The organism is Halanaerobium saccharolyticum (assembly GCF_003259895.1).
GTDB classification, from domain to species: domain Bacteria; phylum Bacillota; class Halanaerobiia; order Halanaerobiales; family Halanaerobiaceae; genus Halanaerobium; species Halanaerobium saccharolyticum_A.
This window is the reverse complement of sequence record NZ_QLME01000007.1, coordinates 79,406-104,787: the sequence shown is the minus strand read 5'-3', so window position 1 is coordinate 104,787 and position 25,382 is coordinate 79,406. Positions and strand designations below refer to the sequence as shown.

Sequence of the window (25,382 nt, the reverse complement as noted above, 5' to 3'; positions counted from 1 at the left end):
AATGATAAAATCAGCTTCTTCTTAATGGTAATTATTTCTAAGTACCCGGTACTTATTTACCTTTTTAAAAAAGGATTTGTAGCTTTTAACTAGAATTAATTTTATATAGAGAAGATAAATTTTTTGAATATTTTTATATTAGTTGGAAGGGATGAAGAATATAATATGAGAGAGTTTTTAGAATTAAATCCACCAGAAAAATTCTGGCAGGAAATTAAATTTTTTTTAGATGATAAAATATTAACTACAGAAAAATTAAATCTGGATAATGCTTTAGGTCGAATTTTAGCAGAAGATCTTTATTCTCCAGTTGATTTACCGCCATTTAGCCGTTCTACAGTTGACGGCTATGCAGTTAAAGCATCAGATACAGCAGGAGCTTCTGCTTCTATGCCCACATATTTTGAGATAATAGGGAGTGTGGAAATGGGAGAGAGTACTGAGCTTGAACTTAAAAGCGGTCAGGCAGCAGCGATTCCGACCGGAGGAATGCTTCCAGCAGGAGCTGATTCTGTTTTAATGATTGAAGATACGGAGAAAATTGAGGATAATACAATTGAGAGCTTTAAATCACTGGCGGCAGGAGAAAATCTGGTCCAGAAAGCAGAGGATATAGCTGCAGGAGAACTATTATTTAAAAAAGGACATAAAATTATGGCCCGAGATATTGGAGCTTTAGCTGGCCTTGGTATCACAGAGTTTAAAGGGGCTGTGAGGGCCAAGGTTTCAGTTATTTCCACTGGTGATGAACTAATTCCGGCCGGGGCAGAAGCTAAACCAGGAGAAATCAGAGATATTAACAGTTATTCTATAACTTCTTATTTAAATAAAATAGGAGCTCAGGCAAAAAAAGTGGGGATTATAGAAGATAAATTTGAAAGTTTAAAAGCAGCTGTAAAAAATGAACTCGATCAGGATCTGATATTAATTTCAGGGGGAAGTTCAGTTGGAATTAAAGATATGACAATTGATCTGCTTAATTCCTTAGGTGAACCAGGAGTACTGTTACATGGACTGGCAATTAAGCCGGGTAAGCCGACAATTTTAGCAATAATAGAGGGAACAATAGTTATGGGTCTTCCCGGCCATCCCGCATCTGCCTGGACAGTTAATAATGTTTTAGTTGCTGAGATTGTAAGAGTCTTAAATGGAGAAAAAAAAGCAGCTGCAATTGGAACTTCAAATAATAAATATTTAATCAAAGCCGAGTTAACAAGAAGCCTAATCTCGGATAAAGGTAGAGAAGAATATATTCCAGTTAAAATTTGTAAAAAAAATGATAAATTAATGGCTGAGCCGCTTCTGGGTAAGTCAAGTTTAATTACAAATTTAGCCTATGGAGATGCAGTACTTAGAATTCCCAGAAATCAGGAAGGTAAAGAAAAAGGCGAAATAGTTGAATTGACCCTAATAGAGTAGATTTTTAACAAAGTATCAGAATACAGTAAATGTTTAAGGAAAGGAATCAAACTATGGTTAAAAAATACTTAGATAAAATATCACTGACTGCTGCTTTAAATAAATTAAAAGAAAGCTTTAAAAACTTAAGAACTGAAACTGAAAAGATTAAAACTTCTGAAGCAGAGGGGAGAATTACTGTTAGTGGAATTAAAGCCCAACGCTCAGCTCCAGATTATTATGCTTCAGCAATGGATGGAATTGCAGTAAAGTCTCAGCTGACTGCAGGAGCCAGTGAGAGAAAACCAGTTCAATTAAAAATTGGTAGGGAGGCAGTACCTGTAGATACAGGTGATCCGATTCCCGAGCAGTTTAATGCTGTCATTAAAATTGAAGCGGTAAATCAGATTGATAAAAATACATATTCTATAGAAAAAGGGGTCCCTCCCTGGAATCATATTCGTTCTATTGGAGAAAGTGCAGTTAAAGGAAATCTTCTGGCTACTGCAACTCATAGGCTGAAAGATTATGATCTGGGAGCACTGCTGGAGGCAGGAGTAACAGAAGTTGAGGTTTATAAGAAACCACTGGTTACTATTATTCCCACAGGGGATGAATTAATTACGGCAGAAAGCACTCCTCAAAAAGGAGAGTTAGTAGAATTTAATTCTCAGATGGTAAGTTCCGCTCTCAAAAAATGGGGGGCAGAAGTTAAAATAACAGGGATTATTCCTGACAAAAAAGAGTTAATAACAAAAGCATTTACAGAAGCAGTAAAAGAAAGTGAGATGGTTATTGTTCTTTCGGGTTCCTCAGCTGGAAGAGGAGATTATACAATAGAAATAATCAAAAACAGGGGAAAGATTTTATTTCATGGGGTAAACATTATGCCCGGCAAGCCTCTTATTGCAGCTGAAGTAGAGAAAAAACCTGTCTTTGGATTACCGGGTTATCCGCTTTCTGCCTGGCTTGATAACCAATTATTTATTCGAGAATTAATTTATCAACTGCAGGGAGTGTCAGCCCCAGAATTTAATCAGATTGAGGCAGTGGTAAAAAGAAAAGTACCTTCGGATATTGGTTTAGAAGAATTTTTGCGGGTTAATTTAATTGCCGATGCTGACAATCAATATACTGCGGTACCATTAAAAAGAGGTTCTTCGGCAATGGAATCAATGGTTAAGGCTGATGGAATTATGCGAATCCCAGATAATAAAGAAGGACTTCATCCTGGAGATAAAGCGCCGGTAATTCTTTTAAATGATAAAAATAAGCTGCAAAATAATTTACTTTTAATTGGCAGTCATGATCTGAGTCTGGATTTGATTAGAAATGAAATTTCTAAAAGAAATTATGATTTTGATTTAAAACTACAGACAGTTGGTTCGATGGCAGGTTTAACATCTCTCAGGCGGGGAGAATCTCATCTGGCAGGAGCACATCTGCTTGATCCAGAAACCGGTGAATACAATATTTCATATTTAAAAAGATTTTTTAAGGGGCAGAAATTAGTAGTGCTCAATTTAGTCCATCGAGAACAGGGTTTATATCTCAAAAAAGGGAATCCTAAAAACATAAAAAAAATAAATGATTTGGCCAAAAAAGAAATCAATTATATTAACAGACAGCGCGGAGCTGGGACTCGTGTTTTATTTGACTATTTACTGTCTCAAAATAATATAGAGTCAGAACAGATAACAGGCTATGAAAAAGAAGAATTTACCCATATAGCTGCCGCTGCTGCTGTTGGCAGGGGTTCAGCAGATGCTGCTTTAGGAATTAGAGCTGCTACAGAGGTAATGGATGTTGATTTTTTACCGCTGGCAGAAGAAAAATATGATCTGATTTTTAAAGAAGATATCTTAGAAGATTCCCGGATTCAAAATTTAATTGAGCTAATAAATAAAGAAGATATAAAAAATAAAATTGAAAAATTGGGTGGTTATAAGTGCCGAGATACTGGTAAAATTAGAATCCTTGATTTATAAATGGAGGCCACAAAATGCAGAACTTAAATGATCAGCTGGGCAGAGAAATAGATTATCTTAGAATTTCAATAACTGACCGCTGCAACCTCCGCTGCCGCTACTGTATGCCGGCAGAAGGGGTAGAAAGCAAAAATCATCAGGAGATTTTAAGTTATGAAGAAATTTTGAAAATAGTTGAAACTGGTATGGAAATGGGTATTAAAAAGGTCAGAATCACAGGTGGTGAGCCTTTAGTCAGACTGGGGGTAGAAGATTTTATTTCACATCTAAAAAAGCTTGAATTAGAGGATATCTCGATGACTTCAAATGCCGTTTTGCTTGCCGGAAAGGCTAAAAAATTAAAAGAAGCCGGACTGCAGCGTATTAATATTAGTCTGGATACTCTTGATCCTGAAAAATTCAAGGAAATTAGCCGCAGGGACAACTTGACTGAAGTTCTAAAAGGAATCAGTGCTGCACTAAATGTCGGGCTGGATCCTGTTAAACTGAATGTTGTGATTATGAAGGGAATCAATGATGATGAATTATTTGATTTTGTTGAATTAAGCAGGCGTAAAAAGCTAAGCGTCAGATTTATAGAATATATGCCTCTTGGTGGAGAAGCTGAGGCGGAAAAATTTATCAGCAGCAGTGAAATTAAACATTTAATTCGGGCAAGATTTGATCTGCTGCCAGCTGTCAGTATTGGGAACGGTCCTGCTAATTATTTTAAACTGCAGGGAGCAGAGGGAACTATTGGTTTTATTTCAGCTATGAGCGAACATTTTTGCAGCAGCTGTAATCGTCTGCGCCTGACTGCAGATGGTAAATTTAAACCCTGTCTGGCAGCTAATCAGGAAATAAAAATTACAGGGATGAGCAAAAAAGATATTAAAACTGCTTATAAAAAAGCGCTTAAACTCAAACCTGTCTGTCATAATCTTAATTTTGAAAATCAAAATTACAGCAGAAATATGTCTCAGATTGGAGGCTAAATAGATATGGAAAAAGAATTTTCTCATCTAGATCAGGATGGTAAAGTAAAGATGGTAGATGTTTCGGAAAAAGAAGTTACTCAGCGTACTGCCCGGGCAGTGGGTGAGATTAAAATGGAGCCGGAAACATTAATGATGATTAAAGAGGGAAATATTAAAAAAGGGGCTGTAATCGAAACAGCAAGAATTGCCGGGATAACTGGTGCTAAAAAAACTTCAGATTTAATTCCAATGTGCCATCCCTTGCTTTTAAGCAGTATCAAGGTTGATTTTAAACTTGATTTTGAAGATAAAATAAAAATTGAAGCAGAGGTTAAAAACAGCGGTCAAACCGGTGTTGAAATGGAGGCACTGACAGCTGTTAACCTGGCGGCATTAACAATTTATGACATGGCAAAAGCAGTTGATAAATCAATGGAGATCGGAAAAATAAAATTAATCTATAAAGCTGGAGGAAAGAGTGGGATTTATGAGCGAGAAGAATAAAAACTTTAAAATAAAAACTGCGGTTTTAACAATCAGTGATAAGGGTTCCCGGGGAGCCAGAAAAGATTTAAGTGGCCCTGTACTTAAAGAGATGATGGAAAATATAGGTGCCGAAATAGTTTATGAAGAAATAATTGCTGATGAAAAAGAAGAGATTAAAGAAGCTTTAATTAAAATAGCTGACCAAAAAATGGCTGATTTAATTTTAACCACAGGTGGTACAGGTTTTGCTGAAAGAGATATTACTCCTGAGGCTACATTAGAGATTTTAGAAAAAGAGGTGCCTGGAATTCCAGAAAAAATTAGAGCTGATACAATTTCTATTACTCCTCAGGCAGCTTTATCGCGTGCCAGAGCCGGGATTAGAGGCAAGTCTTTAATCATTAATTTCCCAGGCAGTCCAAAAGCGGTCAGAGAATGTTTACAGGCAGTGATCGATATTATACCTCATGGAGTTAAAATTTTAAAGGGAGAAATTACCGAACATCAAAATAAACATAAAAATTAATTTAAGAGGTGGGGCAAATGGAAGCAAAAGTTAAAGCAGTTTGTCTAAGTGAAGAAAAAGGAACAACTAAAAAGGTGATAGAAAAAGGTGAGTTGATTGAAGATTTTGGGCTTAAAGGTGATGCTCATGCCGGAAAATGGCACAGACAGCTCAGCCTCCTGGATGAGAGCAGTATTAATAAAATGCAGGGGCAGGGTTATCAATTAAATTTTGGCGATTTTGCAGAAAATATAACGACAGTAGGAATAGAAAATTTATTTAAGCTGCCCGTAGGTCAAAAATTAAGAATTAATGGAGAAATTCTGCTGGAGATTACTCAAATTGGTAAGGAATGTCATCATGGTTGTGAAATCAGACAGACTATAGGGGATTGTGTAATGCCCCGAGAAGGAGTTTTTGCAAGAGTAATTAAAGGTGGCATGATTAAGGCAGGAGATAAAATAGAAATTTTAAAAGGATAAATTTTAAAACTTAGATTTAGAAATACAAATGATTTTACTTTTTTAAGGCCTGTAATTTGATTTTTTTCAAGATTTCCTTTACTATTTAAATATGCAGCATTAATTGGTGAAAAATAGCACAATATTTATTTTAGTAATAAATCGCGTTTTAAGGAGGAATAATAATGGAAATGATAGGAGTCAGTGCTTCTGCCAGTAAAGCAGGTAAGACGACTTTAATTTCCTTAATGTTGGAAGACAGCGGTCCCAGAACTGCAGTCATTAAAACATCGATCGATAATGAGCTTGATCAATATAAGGTGATTAACGATCCTAAGGTGATTAATCAGGCAGGCACTGACACAGCAAGGGTTGTTGAGCATGGTGCAGATAAAGTAATACTTTTAGAAAGTCCTGCTGCAGAACTGCCAAGTGCTTATCAGTTGGCCCGGAATTTATTGGATGATGATATAGAAAGACTTTTTATTGAAGGAAATACAATTATTAATTTTTTAAATCCAGACCTACTTTTTTATTTAGAAAATAATGACGAACCGGAGAAAGATTCCGCAAAAATGGTAAAAAATAGAGCTAATATAAAAATAAATACCAACACTCTTCTTTCAGCTGGTAAACTAAACGATTTACCATTTATAATTCAACCAGAAAAAATGACCTGTAACCAGGCTTTTCTTTTAGCAGATCTACTTAAAATGTCGGTGGGTCAGATTGGTAAGATTGTAAAAGAACAGGATGTAAAAATAGTTAAATGTCAGCTTGGTTTATTTTAACTTTTAGTTTTTAGTACCGGGTACTTGGTAAATTCTGGAATGTTCAAAAATAAAAAATACTAAAATTTACCAAGTACCCGGTACCTTTTTTTTGCTAAACTTGACTAAGAGTCGAAAAAGTGATATAAATTTATATAGACCAACTAAGGAAGGTGAATATTTTGCGTAGAGCAACTATAACAGGTCTGGGTAAATATCTCCCGGATAAAGTAATGACAAATCATGATTTAGAAAAAATAGTAGATACTTCTGATGAATGGATAAAAACTAGAACAGGAATAGAAAAAAGGAGAATTGCTGCTGATGATCAGGCAGCATCTGATTTAGGAGTTGAAGCTGCAAAAGAAGCTCTAAAAGATGCCGAACTAGAGGCTGATGATTTAGATTTAATTATTGTAGCTACAATTACTCCAGATATGATGTTTCCAGCTACTGCCTGTCTTATTCAGGATAAAATTGGAGCTAACAATGCTGGTGCTTTTGATTTAGAAGCAGGTTGTTCCGGTTTTGTATACGGAGTTAGTGTAGCTGCCAATTTTATTGAATCAGGAATGTATGATAATGTAATGGTCATTGGTACTGAAGTTCTTTCCAAAATTTTAAACTGGGAAGACAGAGGAACCTGTGTCTTATTTGGAGATGGTGCAGGAGCAGCAATTTTATCTGCTGCAGACAAAGGTGGATTTCTTGCTACTGATTTAGGCTCTGATGGTTCAGGGGCAAATGCTTTATATCAGCCAGCTGGAGGTTCAAAACAGCCAGCTTCTCATGAGACAATTGATCAAGCCGGTCATTTTTTATATATGGAAGGAACTCCGGTTTTTAAGTTTGCCGTCAAAACAATGGGTAAGGCATCACTAAAAGTGCTCAAAAAAGCTGGAGTAAAAAAAGAAGAAGTTGACTTACTGGTTCCACATCAGGCAAATACCCGGATTATTGGGGCAGCAGCTAAAAGATTAAAACTCTCTGATGATCAGGTATATGTTAATCTACCTGAATATGGAAATACATCAGCGGCTTCGGTGCCAATTGCACTGACAGAGGCTAAAGAAAAAGGTCTGGTCAAAAATGGTGATAAGGTTGTTTTAGTGGCTTTTGGTGCCGGACTAACCTGGGCATCTGCAGTCTTAGAGTGGAATGACCTAAAATAAATTAAAATATATTGGAAAAATAAATGAAAAAATATTAAACTGGAGGCTTTACAATGAGTGATAATTTAGTTTTTATGTTCTCAGGACAGGGTTCACAGTATGTTGGTATGGGAAAAGAGCTGTACGAAAATTATGAAGCAGCTAAAAATGTTTTAGATGAAGCTAATCAAATACTGGACTTTGATTTAAAAGATCTGATTTTTAATGGTCCGGAAGCAGATTTAAATAATACTAAAAATACACAGCCTGCAATCTATACAGTGAGTGCAATGGTTAAAGCTGTTCTTGCTGAAAATGATATTCAGCCTGCAGCCGCAGCCGGCCACAGTCTGGGAGAATATTCTGCCCTGTATGCAGCTGGTGTGCTTTCTTTTGCGGATGGTTTAAAATTAGTTCGCCGCCGTGGTGAGCTGATGGATCAGGCGGACCCGGAAGGTAAAGGCACCATGGCAGCAGTTATTGGACTTGCTGACGAAGAAGTAGAAGCAGTTTTAGAAGAAGTTGATGGTATTGTAACAGTTGCAAATTATAATTCTCCCGGTCAGGTAGTTATCTCTGGAGAGGTTGAAGCTGTAGGAGCAGCCGAAAAAGAACTGGCAGAAAAAGGTGCTAAAAGAGTTATTCCTCTTTCAGTTAGTGGAGCTTTCCATTCTCCTTTAATGGAGCCAGCTAAAGAGGAATTAAAAAATACAATTGAAGCAGTAGACTTTAAAGATGCTCAGATTCCTTTAATTGCAAATGCCACGGCTGATTACGTAAATAGCAGTAGTGAAATAAAATCTGCTTTAATAAAACAGCTGGATAATAGTGTGCGCTGGGTAGAAACAATTGAGCGTTTTAAAGAGGATGATTACGAAGATTATGTTGAAGTGGGTCCAGGAAGAGTGTTAAAAGGCTTAATGAGAAGAATCGATCGCTCACTTAATGCCTATAATGTTGAAGATGAAAAAAGTTTAAAAAAGACTTTAAAAAAATTGAACTAGAAATAAATTAAGACTTGGATTAATTAGACTGTTTTAGGAGGAGATTAATTAAATGAGTAAAAGAGTTGTAATCACAGGTGCTGGTGTTGTACATTCTTTAGGGGCAGAGTTAAATGAATTCTGGGAAAATATTAAATCTGGTAAATCAGGTGTTTCAAAAATAGAAAATTTTGATGCTTCCGATTTTCCAAGTCAGATTGGGGCGGAGCTTAAGGATTTTGATCCAGGAGAATACATAGACCGTAAAGAGGCAAAGCGTTTAGCTCTTTACAGTCAGTATGCTATTGTTTCTGCAATGAAAGCCATAGAAAACGCAGATCTGGAAATAACTGATGAGATTGCTGATCGGACTGGTGTTATTGTTGGTTCCGGTATTGGAGGAATTGAAGTTTTTGAAGAACAGGTAGAAAAACTTAACAGCAGAGGGCCAAGAAGAGTAAGTCCTTTCTTTATCCCGATGATGATTTCGAATATGGCAGCAGGTAATGTTGCAATTTATTCTGGTGCAAAGGGACCAAATATGAATACAGTAACCGCCTGTGCATCTGCTACAACAGCTATTGGTGAGGCTTTTGAAACTATTACAAGAGGTGCTGCTGATATTATGATTGCTGGTGGTACAGAAGCTTCGATTACTCCATCTGCTGTTGCAGGTTTTGGTAATATGAAAGCATTATCCACCAGAAACGATGAACCACAAAAGGCAAGTCGTCCTTTTGACAAGGACCGTGATGGTTTTGTAATTGGAGAAGGTGCGGGAATCGTAATTTTAGAAACTCTAGAAAGTGCTAAAAAACGTGGAGCTAATATTATTGCAGAAATCGTTGGTTATGGTGCCTCCGGTGATGCCTATCATATTACTTCTCCAGCACCAGAAGGAGAAGGTGCAGTTAGAGCAATGAAAGCTGCTATTGATAGAGCAGGGATGAAGCCAGAAGAGATAAATTATATTAATGCTCATGGTACATCTACACCTCTAAATGACAAGTATGAGTCAACAGCAATTAAAAAGCTATTTGGGGATCATGCTTATAATCTTAAAGTATCTTCTTCAAAATCCATGACCGGACATTTATTAGGAGCTGCTGGTGGGATTGAGACTATTATTTCTGCGATGGCAGTTAAAGAAGATATTGTACCTCCAACTATTAACTTCGAAGAAGGTGGAGAAGGCTGTGACCTTGATTATCAGCCAAATAAGGCAGGAGAGACTAAATTAAATGCTGCTTTAAGTAACTCCTTTGGTTTTGGTGGACAGAATGCCTGTATTATTGTTAAAAAATTTCAGTAATATATATAGGTACCTGGTACAAAACAGCTTTTTTGTACCAGGTATACGTAAATTAATTCACAATATATTAATTATTAAACCTGCTTGTTATTTTAATAAGCAGGTCTTATTTATGTATGCATGCATAAATCTCTAAAAACATATTGTAATTTTCAGAAAGATATTATATTATTGGTATATAATTAAATATTATTTAATTTATTAAGTGTAAATTAATATTTATCTGGAGGTTATAGGATGAGACTTACAATCGCTTTAGGCGGAAATGCAATTTTAAAACCGGGACAGAAAGGGAGAGCAAGCGAACAATTAGCTAATGTATATCAAAGCTGTCAGCAGATCGGGGAGTTAGCAGCTGCAGGACATGAGATTGTTATTACTCACGGTAATGGTCCTCAGGTTGGCAATATATTATTACAGCAGGCTTCTTCTCAGGAAATTCCGGCTCTACCACTGGATTTTTGTGGAGCCCAGACTCAGGGCTTTATTGGCTATATGATTCAAAACAGTCTTTTAAATGTTTTTAGAGATAAAAATATAAATATTCATAGTACTTCAGTAGTAACTCAGGTGCTGGTTGACGAAGATGATTCTGCTTTTAAGCAGCCTTCAAAACCGGTTGGGCCTTTTTTTGATCAGGAACATGCCTTAAAACAGGAAAGCGAAAAAGGAGAAAAATGGGTTGAAGATAGCGGCCGGGGTTGGAGAAGAGTGGTTCCCTCACCAGAGCCGCTTAAAATTATGGAAAAAGAATTAATTAATGATTTAATAGAGAAAAAAAGACTGGTCATTGCAGCAGGAGGAGGCGGAATTCCTGTTGTTGAAACAGAAGCTGGATTTAAAGGGATAGAAGCGGTAATTGATAAAGATAGGGCCGGCTGTATTTTAGCACAAAATACTAATTCAGATTTCTTTTTGATATTAACAGATGTGGATAATGTAATGATTAATTATGGAACAGCTGAAGAAAAAGCTTTAAAAGAAGTCAGCATTTCTGAAATAGAAAAACATCTGGCAGAAGGACAATTTGGAAAAGGAAGTATGGCTCCAAAGGTAGAATCTGCAGTTAAATTTGTCAGAGAAGGAGGCAGAAAAGCTGTTATTACCTCACTGGATAAGGTAAGAGCTGCTGTCAGAGGGGAAGCAGGAACAATAATCAGGGGAAATAATAGTTAAATTATTAGTGGGGATCTAATTTGAGTATTTTTTAAACTAATTATTTTTATAATAAATTGAAATTATCTCTAAAAAAATATATAATCAACCTGAAGTCGATTATATTTTTTAAGGAAAGAAGGTATTTTTTTAATTATGAAAGTATATGCTCTTGTTGGACCCAGTGGAACAGGAAAAAGTCATCGAGCGGTTTTACTGGCAAATAAGTATCAGATTCCATTAATAGTTGATGATGGACTTTTAATATATGCTGGTAAAATTATGGCGGGAAGTTCTGCTAAAAGGGAAGAAAGTAAGATGGGGGCCATCAGAAGAGCCCTATTTTTCGATGAAAAACAGACTACAGAAGTTAGAGAATCTTTAAAAAAAATTGATGAAGATAAAATATTGATTTTAGGTACTTCACTGGGAATGGTAGAAAGAATTGATGACAGGTTGGAACTGGGAGGAATTGATGAATATATTAATATTAAAGATATTTCATCTTCCGAAGAAATAGAAAAAGCGCTCTCGGTAAGAAATAATGAAGGTAAACATGTAATTCCAGTACCTACTATTGAAGTTGAAAAAGATTTTTCCGGCTATTTGCTGCATTCTCTAGATCTTTTTTTTAAAAAGGACAATAAAACTGTTAGACATGAAAAAAGTATTGTCAGACCCAGATTTAGTTTTTTTGGAAATTTGAGCATCAGTAATAAAGTTCTGGTTGATTTAATTAGATATTTAATTGCTCAATTTGATGAGATTACCGGTTACAAAAAGGTAAAAGTAGATGAAATTAGCAATCAATTATTTTTAAATCTTGCCCTGGAAGTAAATTATGGACTGGAAATACCGAAATATATTAATAAATTCAAAAAAATATTAAAAGAACATTTAGAAAATAATACAGGTATCAATGTTAAAGAAATTAATATTGAAATTTATTCTTTAAATGTTAAAGAGTGATGAAATTAAGGAGGTATTTTTGTGAGAAAATATCATGCAAAAAAGCTTGATAAGGAAGCATTATATCCTTATCAGCCATGGAAGATTACAGAACAGGAATTTTTAATTGAAACTAACCATCATAATGAAGCAATTTTTACTCTGGGAAATGGGTATATGGGATTGAGAGGTACTTTTGAAGAAGATTATCCGGGTAGTGAAGAGACCACTACTCCTGGTTTTTATATTAATGGAGTTTATGCTTCAGAGGAAATAATATATGGTGAAGAAGCTCCTAATTCTCCCAAAAAAGGTCAGACAATTGTTAATCTTGCTGACTGGAGTGAAATAAATTTATATATCAACGAAGAAAAATTGAATTTATTAAAAGGACAGATTCTTGATTATAAAAGAGAGCTTGATATGGAGCAGGGCATACTGCGCAGAGAAATGATCTGGGAAGATCGTCAGGGAAGAAAAATCGAAATTAAAATTAATCGATTGATTTCATTAAGTCGCGAACATATTGGGGCAATAAGGTATCAGTTTAAGGCAATTAATTTTTCCGGTAAAATTAGTGTGAATTCGGCTGTTAATGGTGATGTAAGTAATCACCATCATTTGAGAAACAAAAAGGCTTTAGAGGTTATTGAAAGCGAAATAAATACCAACACTGGTTATCTTTTACATAAGGTGAAGACAACAGGATTTAAAGTTGCTTATGTAGTCGAACATCTATTGGATGATTATGCAAAACAAAATTGTGAAATCAAAAAAAGATCTTCCGATAATCGAATTGACTGGATTTTTGAGATTAGTGCTGTAGAAGGTGAAGAATATACAATTGATAAAATTGTTGGTATAAACCACTGCAAGGAAGAAGCAGAAAATCCTCTGAGTGCTGCCCGTGCTTCAGTAGCCAGAGCTTCGATTACTGGTTTTGAAAATTTAGTAGAAGAACAGGCAGAGTTCATGTCTGGTTACTGGCAGGATGTTGATGTAAAGATTGAAGGAGCTGAGGCTCTACAGCAGGCATTTAGGTTTAATGCTTTTCATATTCTGCAGGCAGCTGGAAAAGACGGGCAGACAAGTGTTGCAGCTAAAGGAATTAGTGGAGAACATTATGAAGGTCACTATTTCTGGGATACAGAGAGTTATATTCTTCCGTTTTTTGCTTTTCAACGACCTGAAGTAGCGAGAAATTTACTGCTGTATCGTTATAATACGCTGGATAAGGCAAAGAAAAATGCTGCCCGGATGAGACTTGAAGGAGCATTATATCCCTGGCGGACAATAAATGGAGCAGAAGCTTCTGGCTTTTTTATGGGTTCGACTGTGCAGTATCATATTAATGCTGACATTGCCTATGCCGTTAATTTGTATTACCAGGTTAGCAGAGATCAGGAATTTATGGAAAATTATGGTCTGGAGATATTAATTGAGACTGCCAGAATGTGGCTCAGTTTGGGAAGTTATATTCCGATGCATGATAATAAATTCTGTTTTAATGAGGTTTGTGGTCCTGATGAATACAAACCTGGAGTAAATAATAATGCTTATACAAATTATATGGCGAAATTTAATTTAGATATTGCTATTAAGATGGCAGAGATTATTAAAGATAAATCCCCAGAAAAATATAAGAGAGTGGCTGAAAGAATAGGGTTAACCGATAATGAAATTAATAGAATGCGTGAGATTTCAGAAGATATTTATTTGCCATATGATGAGAGATTAGAAATCACTCCTCAGGATGATTCATTCCTTTATAAAAATCCGATAGAAGTAGATAATATTCCTGATTCAGATCTACCGCTAGTTAAAAACTGGCATCCACTTATAATCTGGCGTTATCAGGTCATAAAACAGGCAGATGTTTTATTATTAATGCTGCAGTTAGGATATCAGTTTGATAGAGATCTAAAAATTAGGAATTATGACTATTATGAACCTAAAACTACTCATGATTCATCCTTGTCTCCTGCTATTTACAGTATTCTTGCTTCAGAGATCGGTTATAAAAATCAGGCATATAACTATTTTATGCAGACAGCAAGACTTGATTTAGATGACTTTAATGAAAATGTTTATCAGGGTGTTCATACTGCCTGTATGGGTGGTACCTGGCTGGCATTAGTCCAGGGATTTGCTGGAATGAGAATGTTTAACAATAAGTTGTATTTTCATCCTGATTTACCTGATGGCTGGGATGAATATCAATTTAGATTGCGTTTTAAAGCAAGTCAGATTGAGGTAACTGTAAAGGAAAATAAGGTAAAATATATGTTGATCTCAGGTGATAAGGTAGAATTCAAACATTATGATCAACTAGTTGTTTTAGAAGAAAGTAACTTAAGTCAAGAACTTGAAATTTAAAAAGCAGGTGTGATAAATGGATTATAAGAAAAAAATATATATACTGCTTGCGGTAGGAATTTTCTTTTTATCGCTTTCTGGAATACTGATTAAAATAGCTACTGCACCACCGCTGATAACTGCCTTTTATAGAATGTTTTTCACAGTGCTGCTTCTAAGCCCCTATTTCTTTTTTAAACATGGAAGCAAGCTTCGTTATTTCTTAGATTACCGACCAATAGTGGTCGGTTTTCTCTTGGCAGTTCATTTTATATTATGGATTAGTTCAATTCAGTATACCGATATTTCTAATTCAGTTATTTTTGTAGCAATGCAGCCGCTATTTACAATTATTTTAGAATATTTATTTGCCAGAGAAGATTTAAAAGAAGGGGCAGTTATCGGAATCATCATGGCTTTAATTGGAAGCTCAATTATCAGCATTGGAGATTTTTACCAGTTGGGAGATAAACTTTTCGGCAATTTTCTGGCCCTTTCGGCGGCTTTATTTGCCTCTTCCTATCTTTTTATAGGTAGAGGAGTCCGTAAAAAGTTAGATTATTTTCCTTATCTTTATATATTATACAGTTATGCAGCCTTATTTTTAGGAATAGGAGTCTATTTCTTTGATCTATCCTTTAGCGGTTATGGTCTTAATAACTATCTAATCTTTTTAGGTCTTGCAATTGGGCCAACCTTAATTGGACATTCAATCCTTAATTTTGCAGTACGCTATTTATCAACTTCAATTGTGTCACTTTCAATTCTGGGAGAACCAATTATAACTACATTTTTGGCCTGGCTGCTGTTAAATGAGGCTGTTCGACTGACAACAATCTTGGGAGGGACTTTTATTCTGGGAGGTATTTATCTGGCTTCAGTTTACAATAACCATCAAAAACGAAAGCAGAGCAGGCTAAACAGCTCTGAGAGTTAATTTAAGCTTTAAATTAACTCTCTTTAGCTGTCAGTAAATTATAGAAGTTTAATAAAAATTATTTAGTTGTCTGACTGGACATTTGTCCATTTAACATATAAAATAATAATTGAGAAAACTTTATTTAATTCTGGGAGGGATAAATTTTGCTAAAAGAAGTTGCGAATACAGTAAGAGGTTTAGCTGCAGACATTGTAGAAAAGGCAAATTCTGGACATCCAGGAATGCCAATTGGCTGTGCTGATATTGGAGCATTATTATTTGGAGAGGTAATGAATTTAGATGCATCAAAATCAGACTGGCCTAATAGAGATCGCTTTGTACTGTCAGCAGGACATGGTTCAGCATTTTTATACTCATTTTTGCATTTAAAAGGATATGACATTTCTATGGATGATCTTAAGGAGTTTAGACAGCTTCATTCTAATACACCAGGCCATCCAGAAAAGGGAGATACCGATGGAGTAGAAACCACAACAGGACCTTTGGGACAGGGCTTTGGAAATGCTATTGGTATGGCACTGGCAGAAAAAATGTTAGCAGAAAAATATAATACTGAAGAACACAAGATTGTAGATCATTATACTTATACAATCATGGGTGATGGCTGTATGATGGAAGGTGTAACATCAGAAGCCGCATCACTGGCAGGACATTTAGGTCTCGATAAGTTAATTGCAATTTATGATGATAACAATATTTCTATTGCAGGAAATACTAACTTAGCTTTTACAGAGTCTGTAGCTGATCGCTTTAGGGCGTTTGGCTGGCAGGTAATAGAAAATGTAGATGGACATAATATCGAAAAAGTTAGAGAAGCTATAAACCAGGCAAAATCTGATAAAGATAGACCGACAGTAATTATGGCAAAAACTCATATTGCTTTAGGAGCACCAAACAAGCAGGATACAGCTGATGCTCACGGTGCACCTCTAGGAGAAGATGAAATTAGAGGCTTAAAAGAAAAATTTAATTTACCAGTAGATGAGAAGTTCTATGTTTCCGATGAAGTAAAAGAATTTTTCCGTTCTCGTGCTGCTGAGATGCAGGATCAGCGACTGGAATGGGAAAAAGAATTTGAAGCCTGGGCTAAAGCAAATCCTGGACTGAAAAAAGAATGGGATCAGGCAATGGAATTAAAACTTCCGGTAGATTTAAAAGAAGAAATTATGGACCTGGAAATTGAGGCTCCGATAGCAAGTAGAAAATCAGCTGGAGCTGCTTTATCTAAGGCGTTTGAACTTGTACCATATCTAGTTGGTGGTTCAGCAGACCTTGCTCCATCAACTAAAACTTATAATGGAGAATATGGAGAAGTTCAAAAAGGAGATTACTCTGGCCGCAACTTCCGTTTTGGAGTCAGAGAACACGCAATGGGAGCTATTACAAATGGTTTATCCTTACATCAGGGTTTAAGACCTTTTGTAGCAACCTTCCTGGTATTCTCTGATTACATGCGTCCTTCAATTAGATTGGCTGCTATAATGAGAGAACCTGTTATTTATGTCTTTACTCATGATTCTATTTTTGTTGGGGAAGATGGACCTACCCATCAGCCTGTAGAACATGTTGAAGCTTTAAGAATTATTCCAGGGCTTAAGGTTTTAAGACCCGGAGATGAGGAAGAAGCAAAAGCTGCGTGGGTTGAGGCATTAGAAACAACTGATCAGCCTACAGCTTTAATTTTAACCAGACAGAACTTAGAGCATATAGAAAAATATCAGGGACTGGATAAATTTAATAATGGTGGTTATTTCGTTTCCGATCCTGAAAATGCTGATACAATTATTTTTGCCAGTGGAAGTGAAGTAAACCTGGCTGAAGAGAGTGCAAAGTTATTAGCAGAAAAGGGGATCAAAGCTGCTGTGATGTCAGTACCAGAAAGAAGAAAACTGGAAAAATATGCAGCTGAACATGATCTACCTGAGGTTAAGTTAAGAGTTGCTATCGAAGCTGGAGTAACAGATGGCTGGTATAGAATTGTTGGTAGAGATGGATTAGTAATTGGACTTGACCGCTTTGGTTTAAGTGGTAAGGGTCAGGAAGTTGGAGAAGAGCTAGGATTTAAAGCAGAAAAAGTTGTAGAAAAAATTGAAGCTGCTTTAAAATAAAACCGATGTGTTCAATCTAAAATAAATATAAATTAAGGATTGAGTAAATAATAAAATCCGTCCAGCGTAGATCAGATTGTTGATCTATTGGACGGATTTTTATTTATTTGAGTTTTTATAGAAATATTTATGGTTAAAGAGATATTAGGATATTTGCAGTCTGGTATCAATAATTTAAATAAAATACCAGTTAATTAAAGCAATTAAGGCTCCCAGTAGAACACCGGCAAATACTTCAAAGGGGGTATGACCAATTAATTCTTTTAAATCATCTTTAATTAACTGCTTATCATTAGCAAAATTTTTGCCTTCCAGATGTTTAATAAGATTGTTTAAAACATTGGCCTGCTGACCTACAGCTCGACGAACTCCACTTGCATCATAAGTAACAATTAAAGAAAAAACAGTTACAATTGCAAATAAATCAGAACCGAATCCATACTTCAACCCAACTGTAATGGCTAAAGCGGAAACAAAAGAAGAATGAGAGCTGGGCATTCCTCCGGAAGTGAAAAATGTATAAAAATTCATCGGTCTAATAAAAAATATCTTTAAGAATTGGGCTGCAAACAATGAGAATATTGAAACTTCCAGTAATGACATATAATCTCCCCCATAAATAAATATATTATTTTGTTCTTTTCTTAGTTTTTGTGTATAATAATATTAGCGCCTTAATATATTTTAACTTATTTATACTCACTAATGCAAATTTAGAACTGGAGGCAAAAATGGATCCATTTAAATATATAAATTCGTTATCCTTATTTGGAACTGATGCCGGTTATAAGCCGGGACTTGCCAGAATAAAAAGACTGCTTCATTATTTGGGCAACCCACATCATAATTTAAAGATAATTCATCTAGCAGGTACAAATGGCAAAGGATCGACTGCTGCTATCCTGGAGCGTATCTATAGAGAGGCCGGCTATAAAACTGCTCTTTACAGTTCACCTCATTATTTTCATTTTAATGAAAGAATTAAAATTAATGGTCGGGCCTGTTCGACTTACGAACTGGCTGAAATAGTTCAAGAAGTGGAAGCGGCAGCTGAAAAATTAAAGTCTGAAAACTATGCAGAGCCCAGTTTTTTCGAAGTTGTAACAGCTATTGCATTTAAATATTTTAAACAGCATGAACCGGATATCGTAATTTTAGAAACCGGACTTGGCGGCAGATTAGATGCCACAAATGTTATCAAAAAGTCTCTTTTATCAATAATAACTAATATCAGTCTGGAACATAGAAAATTTTTGGGTAACACTGCTGCTGAAATAGCTGCCGAAAAAGCAGGAATTATCAAACAAAATTCTAAGGTGCTTACAGCTGTCGAACAAAAAGAAGCACTTAAAGTAATCCGGGCTAAAGCTGCAGCTCAAAATTCTAAATTTATGGATTTAAAAGAGGAATACCAGTTAATTAAAGCAGAAGGGAATCTGCAGAAGAATAATCTCAGTCTAAAAAAGTTTGGAAAAAAAGAAAATAAATATAAACTATCACTTTTAGGTGAACATCAGGCTGTAAATGCAGCTCTTGCCCTTAGAGCAGTAGAAGAACTGACAGCAGAATTTCCTTTAAAACAAAAAGATATTAGAGCTGCTCTGGCAGATATTTACTGGCCGGGTAGAATGGAGAAAATAGCAGAAAAACCATTGATATTTCTTGATGGTGCTCATAATCCAGCAGCTTTTAAAGAACTTGCTAAAAATATTAATAACTCATCTGATGAGTTTAAAAATTTACACTTAGTTTTTTCAGTTTTAAAAGATAAAGACTTAAATGCTATTTTAGAAGAACTAACTGTTTTTAAAACACGAGTTAAATTTTATCTGGCTGAAAATAATTCTTTCAGAACAATTTCGCTTAATAACCTTGTTAAAGCAGTAAAGGTAGGGAAATTTGAACACCGTAGTTTTAGTAGTGTAGCAGATGCCAGCAGTAAAGCCTTAGCAAACGCTGAGCTTGATGATTTAATAATTGCAGCTGGTTCCTTCAATACAGTTTTTGAAGCAGGAATTGAATTTATGTCAAAAATGATTAGAGGTGGAGAAAATGAATAAAAATGAAAATGGTTTTTCTTTGGTTGTAGTAGTTATTTTTATGTCTATAGCAGCATTATTCATTGGTTATTTAATGGGGAGCTGGTTGATTTCTTTTCTGGTAGAAGATAATTCTACAGAAATTGCTGAGCAGGAACAGAATACCCCAAATGCAAGTCAGGAACTGCAGCAAAACAGGGAGCAAACTCCAGAATCCGAAGAAGTTAATAATACAGAAAATAATTTAACTGCACCAACAGAAGAAGAGTTAAATATTGCTCCAGAGCAGAATACCCAGGAGCTGACAGAAGGAACAGCCAATTCTAACCAGGATCAAAGTGGTCAGCCGGCAGGAGAAAATGAAACTTCTTCTCAGGAAAACGAAATAGTCGGTGGCTTTGGAGTTCAGATTGGAGCTTTTTCTAATTATAACAATGCACTTTCTGTTGAAGAAGATGTGGAGGATTTAGGTTATGAAGTTGTAGTTACTGATTCCAGTCCCCATCAGGTTCAGGTTACAGGTTATGAAAGTAGAGATGAAGCGGAAGCAGCCGCTCAAAATCTGGAAGCAGAGGGTTATCCAGGATTCATAGTCATTCGTGAATAAAATCTTTATCTCAAATATTGTTGTTCTTGTTTAACAATTAGTATATAATAATTTATGGTTTGGGTTCTAAATTTAATTTACAGTAAATATTTCAATTATAAATTTTTAGAAAATATGTATAAGGGGTGAAATTGTATAGTGAAAGCTTTGACTTTTAAACAGGGTATCCATCCTGAGTATAATAAAGAATTAACAAAGGATAAACCCTTAAAAAATGCGAAACGTCCTGAGGAAGTAATTATTCCTTTAAAACAACATATTGGAGCACCTTTAAAAGTTCTGGTAAAAAAAGGTGATCAGGTTGATCTGGGTCAGAAGATTGCAGATGGAGATAGTTTTGTCTGTGCACCTATTCATGCATCAGTCTCTGGAACTGTTAAGGAAATTAGAAAAGTAACAGATCCTGGTGGAAATATTGTCGATGCTGTAGTTATTGAGGCAGCAGAAGAAGATAAACTTAATTCTGGTTTAGAAAAACATGACAGTCTGGATGAACTTGATCCAGCTGAGATCAGAAATATTATCAGAGAGGCTGGTATTGTTGGTATGGGGGGAGCAATGTTTCCCACTCATGTTAAGGTTTCTATTCCTGAGGACAAAAGTGTTGATTATGTAATTTTGAATGGAGCCGAGTGTGAGCCTTATTTAACTGTTGACCATCGGGTAATGGTGGAAAGACCAAAGAGTATTGTTTTTGGTTTAAAAGCTTTAATGAAAGCTGCAGGTGCACCGGGTGGTTTTATTGGGATTGAAGAAAATAAGCCCGAAGCAATTGAGAGCATGCAGGATGCAGTTGAGGATGATAAAAATATTGAAGTTAAGGTTCTAGAAACAAAATATCCACAGGGTGGAGAAAAAATGTTGATTGAGGCTATTCTGGGACGAGAAGTTCCTGCTGGTGGTTTACCACTTGATGTAGGAGTAGTGGTTAATAATACTTCAACAGCTGCTGCTGTTGCAGATGCAATTAGAGATGGAAAGCCTTTCTACGAAAGGTCTATCTCCATTACCGGTCATGGTATAAATTCTCCTCAAAATTTAATTTATCGGATTGGTACAAATATTGGTGACCTGGTTGAAGAAGCTGGCGGTTTAAAAGATAATGCGGCCAAGGTAATTACAGGTGGACCAATGATGGGTAAGGCCCAGAAGTCTCTCAATATTCCCGGTGTTAAGGGAACATCCGGAATTCTGGTTTTAGTTAGGGATGAGGTTGAAGATTATGAACCTTCTCCCTGTATTAACTGTGCTAGATGTGTTGATGCCTGTCCGATGTTTTTAATGCCGACTCAACTGGCAAATTATGCGAAAAATAATATGGTAGATGAACTGGAAGAATGGCAGGTCTTAAGCTGTGTTGAATGTGGTTCCTGTTCCTTTGTCTGTCCGGCTAAAATACCTCTGGTTCATCATCTGCGTCTTGGTAAGGCACAGGTTATGGCAAAAAAGAGAGAAGAGAATTAAGGAGGATAATCAATAATGAATAATGAATTAATTGTAACATCCTCACCACATGTCAGATCACAGGATTCAGTAAAAAAAATTATGTGGTCAGTTGTCATTGCTCTACTGCCAGCGGTTTTTGCTGCAGTATATTTCTTTCAGGCAAGGGCAATCTCGGTGATTCTGACAGCTGTTGCTGGTGCGGTTTTAACAGAATACATATTTCAGAGAATTAGAAAGAAAAAAATTACGATTAAGGATGGAAGTGCGGTAGTTACAGGCTTGCTTCTGGCATTAACTCTTCCACCTTCGATTCCACTCTGGACTGCTTTTTTTGGTTCAGTAGTTGCTATTGGTCTGGGAAAACAGGTTTTTGGTGGAATTGGACAAAATCCATTTAATCCAGCTTTAGTTGGGAGAGCGTTTTTAACAGCCTCGTATCCAGTTTTAATGACTACCTGGACTGTAGATGGGGTTTCTTCTGCAACACCTTTAAGCCAGATGAAAATGGAAGGGATTGCAACTGATACCTGGAATCTTTTTGTAGGTCAGATCGGTGGTTCTCTGGGAGAAACATCAGCTTTAGCTCTTTTATTGGGATTTGCTTATCTTTTATACAAAGGTTATGTCAACTGGAGAATTCCACTGGCAATGGTTGGAACAGTATTTTTAGGTGCTTTTGCCTTTGGTACAGACCCAATATTTCATATTTTCGCTGGGGGATTAATGTTGGGTGCTTTATTTATGGCTACTGATATGGTTTCCAGTCCTACTACAAAATTAGGACGCTGGATTTTTGGGATTGGAGCAGGTGTTTTGGTTGTTGTCATTAGACTCTGGGGTGGATATCCAGAAGGTGTGATGTACAGTATTTTATTAATGAACACAGCTGTACCATTAATTAACAGGTATACAAGACCTCGTAGTTTAGGAGAGGTGAAATAAATGGAAAAGAATAGTACTAAAAATTTAATTTTAACTCTTTCGATTATTGGAATTGTGTCCGCTCTGCTTTTAACTTTTGTTTATCAGTGGACAACACCATATATTCAGGCAAATCAGGCCGAAACATTAAGGCAGGCAATCAGCGAAGTACTGCCCGGATCAGAAGAGGTAGAAGAAGTTGAAATTGAGGGTGAAGTATTTTATGAAGGTTTTGATGTTCAGGGTAATCGAGTTGGAGTAGCTTATCAGAACAGTGGTGGTGGCTACAATGGATCGATAGAATTAATGGTAGGAGTCGATCTTGATTCAGAAGAAATTATTCGCATCAGTATTGTAAATCATCAGGAGACTCCTGGTCTGGGAGCCCGAATTACAGACGAAGAATATAAAAGTAATTTTTCTGGCAAACCATTTGGTGATTATACAGTTGTTAAAACCCCTCCTTCGGAGACGATGGAAGTCCAGGCGATTGCAGGAGCAACAATTTCTTCAAGTAAAACCACCAGAATTGTCGAAGAAGCCGTCAGCATCATTAATAATGCCTATGGAGGTGGAAGTTAATGGCCGTTAAAGCAAAACAATTAATTTCTGATTTAAAAAATGGGCTCTGGCAAGAAAATCCAATAATTAGACTTGTGATTGGAATGTGTCCTACCCTGGCTGTAACTAATACAACAGAAAATGGTTTAGCTATGGGTTTAGCCACATCTTTTGTCCTTATTGCTTCGGAAATTGTAATTTCTTTAATAAAAAAATTAATTCCAGCAAATGTGAGAATACCGAGTTACATACTTATTATTGCGACTTTTGTAACTTTTGTTGATTATTTTTTGAAAGCGTTTTTCCCTGGAATTGCAGAATCACTGAGTATTTTTGTGCCTTTGATTGTTGTAAACTGTCTTATTCTCGGTCGTCAGGAAGCTTTTGCTTCTAAAAACCCTACCCGCCGTGCCATTGCTGATGGAGTTGGGATGGGTCTTGGTTTTACCTGGGTTTTAGTAGTACTGGGAGCAATTAGAGAATTTTTTGGTATGGGTTCTATTTTTGGATTTACGCTTTTAGGAGAATGGTATCGTCCGATGGTAATTATGGTACTGCCTGCTGGAGCATTTATTACTCTTGGAATATTGGTAGGAATTATGAATTATATCAGCAGGGAGGGTAAATAATGGAAGAATTTACACAGATATTATTATTATTTATCAGTACTGTCTTAATTAATAACTTTATTTTGGTTCGGTTTTTAGGGATTTGTCCATTTTTAGGAGTATCAAAACAGGTAGAAACTGCTTTTAGTATGGGGCTTGCTACAACCTTTGTTATGACCCTGACTGCAGCAGCAACCTGGTTGATCAATACTTTTATTTTGGAAGCTTTAAACTTACCATTTTTACAGTATGTATCTTTTATTATTGTAATTGCATCTCTGGTCCAGTTTGTAGAAATGTTTATTAAAAAAACAAGTCCGGTTTTATATAAAGCGCTGGGGATATTTCTTCCTCTAATTACAACTAACTGTGCTATTATGGGACTTGCTTTATTGATTCCACTTAATGGTTACAGTTTTATAGCCAGTGTAGTTTTTGGTTTTGGTGCTGGAGTTGGTTTTACTCTGGCAATTGTATTAATGGCAGGATTAAGAGAAAAATTAGAATTTGGCGATGTACCGGGAGTATTAAAAGGAGTGCCAGTTACTTTGATTATTGCAGGTATTATGGCAATGGCTTTTATGGGTTTTTCCGGTCTCATCTCAATGTAGTGGAGGTGGCAGTAAATTAAATGAATCCAACATATTTATATTCTTTAATTAGTATGGGGGGGATTGCCGCTTTATTAGCTGCAGTCCTGGGTTTTGCCTCAGAACGTTTTAAAGTAGAGCAGGATCCAAGAGTTGGTAAAGTCGAAGATGCTCTGCCGGGTGCTAACTGTGGAGCCTGTGGTTATGCAGGTTGCGAGGCCTTTGCAGAAGCCGTTGTTAACGGAGAAGCTCCTGTTGGTGGTTGCCCGGTTGGTGGAGATAAAGTTGCATCTGATATAGCAGATATAATGGGGGCTGAATCTGATAGCTCTGATAAGGTTGTTGCTGAACTGATTTGTGGTGGAGGGATTAAAGAAACTACTAAATCCGGTAAGTATCAGGGTATTGAAACCTGTAAAGCTGCACATGCTGTAAATGGCGGCGAAAAAGAATGTCAGTACAGCTGTCTTGGTTTTGGTGATTGTGAGGTTGTCTGTCCTTTTGATGCTATAGAAATGAGCGAAAATGGATTACCTCAAATTAATTATGATAAATGTACTGGCTGTGGAAAGTGTGTGGAAGAATGTCCACGTAATGTACTTCTGTTGGCACCGCTAACAGCAAAAACACATATTAGATGTTCCTCACACAATATAGGGAAAATTGTTCGTAAAACTTGTGAAGTAGGCTGTATTGGTTGTTCTCTCTGTGCAAAAACCTGTCCGGTTGATGCTATTGAGATGGTAGACAACCTGGCCGTTATGGATTACGAAAAGTGTGTTAACTGTGGTAAATGTGCAGAAGTCTGCCCAACAGGAACAATTGAGTTTCAGGGTGAAATGATTGAAAAAGTTGAAATCAATGATAATTGTGTAGGTTGTACACTCTGTGCTAAAGCCTGTCCGGTTGATGCAATAGAGGGAGAAGTAAGAAAACTACATGAAATTGATCAGGAAATATGCATCCAGTGCGGACTCTGTTACGAGGCCTGTAATGTTGATGCAGTAGATTTGTTTTATGAAGATGAAAATCAATAGTTAAGAAGTTTTAGACCCGTCCTTTTAAAAGGGCGGGTTTTTGATAGTGCTTATAGT

24 protein-coding genes are annotated in these 25,382 nt (G+C 36.2%); 23 read left to right on the top strand and 1 reads right to left on the bottom strand.

Annotation, left to right across the window (positions count from 1 at the left end; all coding sequences use genetic code 11):
- The first annotated feature begins 123 nt into the window (after positions 1-123).
- The 15 genes from C7958_RS06720 to tkt all read left to right on the top strand — a co-directional run bounded on the left by C7958_RS06720 (position 124) and on the right by tkt (position 17,516).
- A complete protein-coding gene (locus tag C7958_RS06720; RefSeq protein WP_243834279.1) occupies positions 124-1,419 on the top strand; it encodes a molybdopterin-binding protein in 1,296 nt (431 codons plus the stop codon).
- 53 nt (positions 1,420-1,472) lie between these two features.
- Positions 1,473-3,386 (top strand): molybdopterin biosynthesis protein, encoded by a 1,914-nt coding sequence (locus C7958_RS06715; RefSeq protein WP_111571907.1) that lies wholly within the window; start codon positions 1,473-1,475, stop codon positions 3,384-3,386.
- 14 nt (positions 3,387-3,400) lie between these two features.
- The gene (moaA, locus tag C7958_RS06710; protein ID WP_111571906.1) at positions 3,401-4,360 is read left to right on the top strand and encodes a GTP 3',8-cyclase MoaA; all 960 of its coding nucleotides are present in this window, start codon (positions 3,401-3,403) and stop codon (positions 4,358-4,360) included.
- A gap of 6 nt (positions 4,361-4,366) precedes the next feature.
- On the top strand, positions 4,367-4,846 hold the full coding sequence (moaC, locus tag C7958_RS06705) for a cyclic pyranopterin monophosphate synthase MoaC (protein ID WP_111571905.1): 480 nt from the start codon (positions 4,367-4,369) through the stop codon (positions 4,844-4,846).
- On the top strand, positions 4,830-5,354 hold the full coding sequence (locus C7958_RS06700) for a MogA/MoaB family molybdenum cofactor biosynthesis protein (RefSeq protein ID WP_111571904.1): 525 nt from the start codon (positions 4,830-4,832) through the stop codon (positions 5,352-5,354). The genes moaC and C7958_RS06700 overlap by 17 nt, the downstream gene beginning before the upstream one ends.
- A gap of 17 nt (positions 5,355-5,371) precedes the next feature.
- Positions 5,372-5,815, top strand: a complete 444-nt coding sequence (locus C7958_RS06695; RefSeq protein ID WP_111571903.1) for an MOSC domain-containing protein — start codon at positions 5,372-5,374, stop codon at positions 5,813-5,815.
- A gap of 164 nt (positions 5,816-5,979) precedes the next feature.
- On the top strand, positions 5,980-6,585 hold the full coding sequence (locus C7958_RS06690; RefSeq protein WP_111571902.1) for a hypothetical protein: 606 nt from the start codon (positions 5,980-5,982) through the stop codon (positions 6,583-6,585).
- 161 nt (positions 6,586-6,746) lie between these two features.
- Positions 6,747-7,736: a beta-ketoacyl-ACP synthase III gene (locus tag C7958_RS06685; RefSeq protein WP_111571901.1), complete on the top strand. Its 990-nt coding sequence runs from the start codon at positions 6,747-6,749 to the stop codon at positions 7,734-7,736.
- Positions 7,737-7,789: 53 nt separating this feature from the next.
- Positions 7,790-8,719, top strand: coding sequence for an ACP S-malonyltransferase (gene fabD, locus C7958_RS06680; RefSeq protein ID WP_111571900.1), 930 nt, complete (start codon positions 7,790-7,792; stop codon positions 8,717-8,719).
- Positions 8,720-8,771: 52 nt separating this feature from the next.
- Positions 8,772-10,010 (top strand): beta-ketoacyl-ACP synthase II, encoded by a 1,239-nt coding sequence (fabF, locus tag C7958_RS06675; RefSeq protein WP_111571899.1) that lies wholly within the window; start codon positions 8,772-8,774, stop codon positions 10,008-10,010.
- Positions 10,011-10,247: 237 nt separating this feature from the next.
- Positions 10,248-11,186, top strand: coding sequence for a carbamate kinase (gene arcC, locus C7958_RS06670; RefSeq protein ID WP_111571898.1), 939 nt, complete (start codon positions 10,248-10,250; stop codon positions 11,184-11,186).
- Positions 11,187-11,321: 135 nt separating this feature from the next.
- Positions 11,322-12,134, top strand: coding sequence for an Asp23/Gls24 family envelope stress response protein (locus tag C7958_RS06665; protein WP_111571897.1), 813 nt, complete (start codon positions 11,322-11,324; stop codon positions 12,132-12,134).
- Positions 12,135-12,155: 21 nt separating this feature from the next.
- Positions 12,156-14,489, top strand: coding sequence for a glycoside hydrolase family 65 protein (locus tag C7958_RS06660; protein ID WP_111571896.1), 2,334 nt, complete (start codon positions 12,156-12,158; stop codon positions 14,487-14,489).
- Between the two features lie 16 nt (positions 14,490-14,505).
- On the top strand, positions 14,506-15,405 hold the full coding sequence (locus C7958_RS06655; RefSeq protein ID WP_111571895.1) for a DMT family transporter: 900 nt from the start codon (positions 14,506-14,508) through the stop codon (positions 15,403-15,405).
- A 146-nt stretch (positions 15,406-15,551) separates the two neighbouring features.
- Positions 15,552-17,516, top strand: a complete 1,965-nt coding sequence (gene tkt / locus C7958_RS06650; RefSeq protein WP_111571894.1) for a transketolase — start codon at positions 15,552-15,554, stop codon at positions 17,514-17,516.
- Between the two features lie 174 nt (positions 17,517-17,690).
- Here tkt and C7958_RS06645 read toward each other — a convergent pair whose 3' ends face one another.
- Complete coding sequence (locus C7958_RS06645) at positions 17,691-18,119, bottom strand: divergent PAP2 family protein (RefSeq protein WP_111571893.1); 429 nt, start codon at positions 18,117-18,119, stop codon at positions 17,691-17,693.
- A gap of 128 nt (positions 18,120-18,247) precedes the next feature.
- Here C7958_RS06645 and C7958_RS06640 point away from each other — a divergent pair, with 128 nt between their 5' ends.
- The 8 genes from C7958_RS06640 to C7958_RS06605 all read left to right on the top strand — a co-directional run bounded on the left by C7958_RS06640 (position 18,248) and on the right by C7958_RS06605 (position 25,325).
- On the top strand, positions 18,248-19,576 hold the full coding sequence (locus C7958_RS06640) for a bifunctional folylpolyglutamate synthase/dihydrofolate synthase (RefSeq protein ID WP_111571892.1): 1,329 nt from the start codon (positions 18,248-18,250) through the stop codon (positions 19,574-19,576).
- Positions 19,569-20,162 carry an SPOR domain-containing protein gene (locus C7958_RS06635; RefSeq protein ID WP_111571891.1) on the top strand — a complete coding sequence of 198 codons (594 nt, stop codon included), beginning with the start codon at positions 19,569-19,571 and terminating at the stop codon, positions 20,160-20,162. The genes C7958_RS06640 and C7958_RS06635 overlap by 8 nt, the downstream gene beginning before the upstream one ends.
- A 138-nt stretch (positions 20,163-20,300) precedes the next feature.
- Positions 20,301-21,626: an electron transport complex subunit RsxC gene (gene rsxC, locus C7958_RS06630; RefSeq protein ID WP_111571890.1), complete on the top strand. Its 1,326-nt coding sequence runs from the start codon at positions 20,301-20,303 to the stop codon at positions 21,624-21,626.
- Positions 21,627-21,641: 15 nt separating this feature from the next.
- Positions 21,642-22,550 carry an RnfABCDGE type electron transport complex subunit D gene (locus tag C7958_RS06625; protein ID WP_111571889.1) on the top strand — a complete coding sequence of 303 codons (909 nt, stop codon included), beginning with the start codon at positions 21,642-21,644 and terminating at the stop codon, positions 22,548-22,550.
- Entirely contained in the window at positions 22,551-23,111 is a 561-nt protein-coding gene (locus tag C7958_RS06620; RefSeq protein ID WP_111571888.1) for an RnfABCDGE type electron transport complex subunit G, read from the top strand. It begins immediately after the preceding gene.
- Positions 23,111-23,719 carry an electron transport complex subunit RsxE gene (gene rsxE / locus C7958_RS06615; protein WP_111571887.1) on the top strand — a complete coding sequence of 203 codons (609 nt, stop codon included), beginning with the start codon at positions 23,111-23,113 and terminating at the stop codon, positions 23,717-23,719. The genes C7958_RS06620 and rsxE overlap by 1 nt, the downstream gene beginning before the upstream one ends.
- Positions 23,719-24,309: an electron transport complex subunit RsxA gene (gene rsxA / locus C7958_RS06610; protein ID WP_111571886.1), complete on the top strand. Its 591-nt coding sequence runs from the start codon at positions 23,719-23,721 to the stop codon at positions 24,307-24,309. Before rsxE ends, rsxA begins: the two co-directional genes overlap by 1 nt.
- Before the next feature lie 20 nt (positions 24,310-24,329).
- On the top strand, positions 24,330-25,325 hold the full coding sequence (locus tag C7958_RS06605) for an RnfABCDGE type electron transport complex subunit B (RefSeq protein WP_111571885.1): 996 nt from the start codon (positions 24,330-24,332) through the stop codon (positions 25,323-25,325).
- The last annotated feature ends 57 nt before the right edge of the window (positions 25,326-25,382 follow it).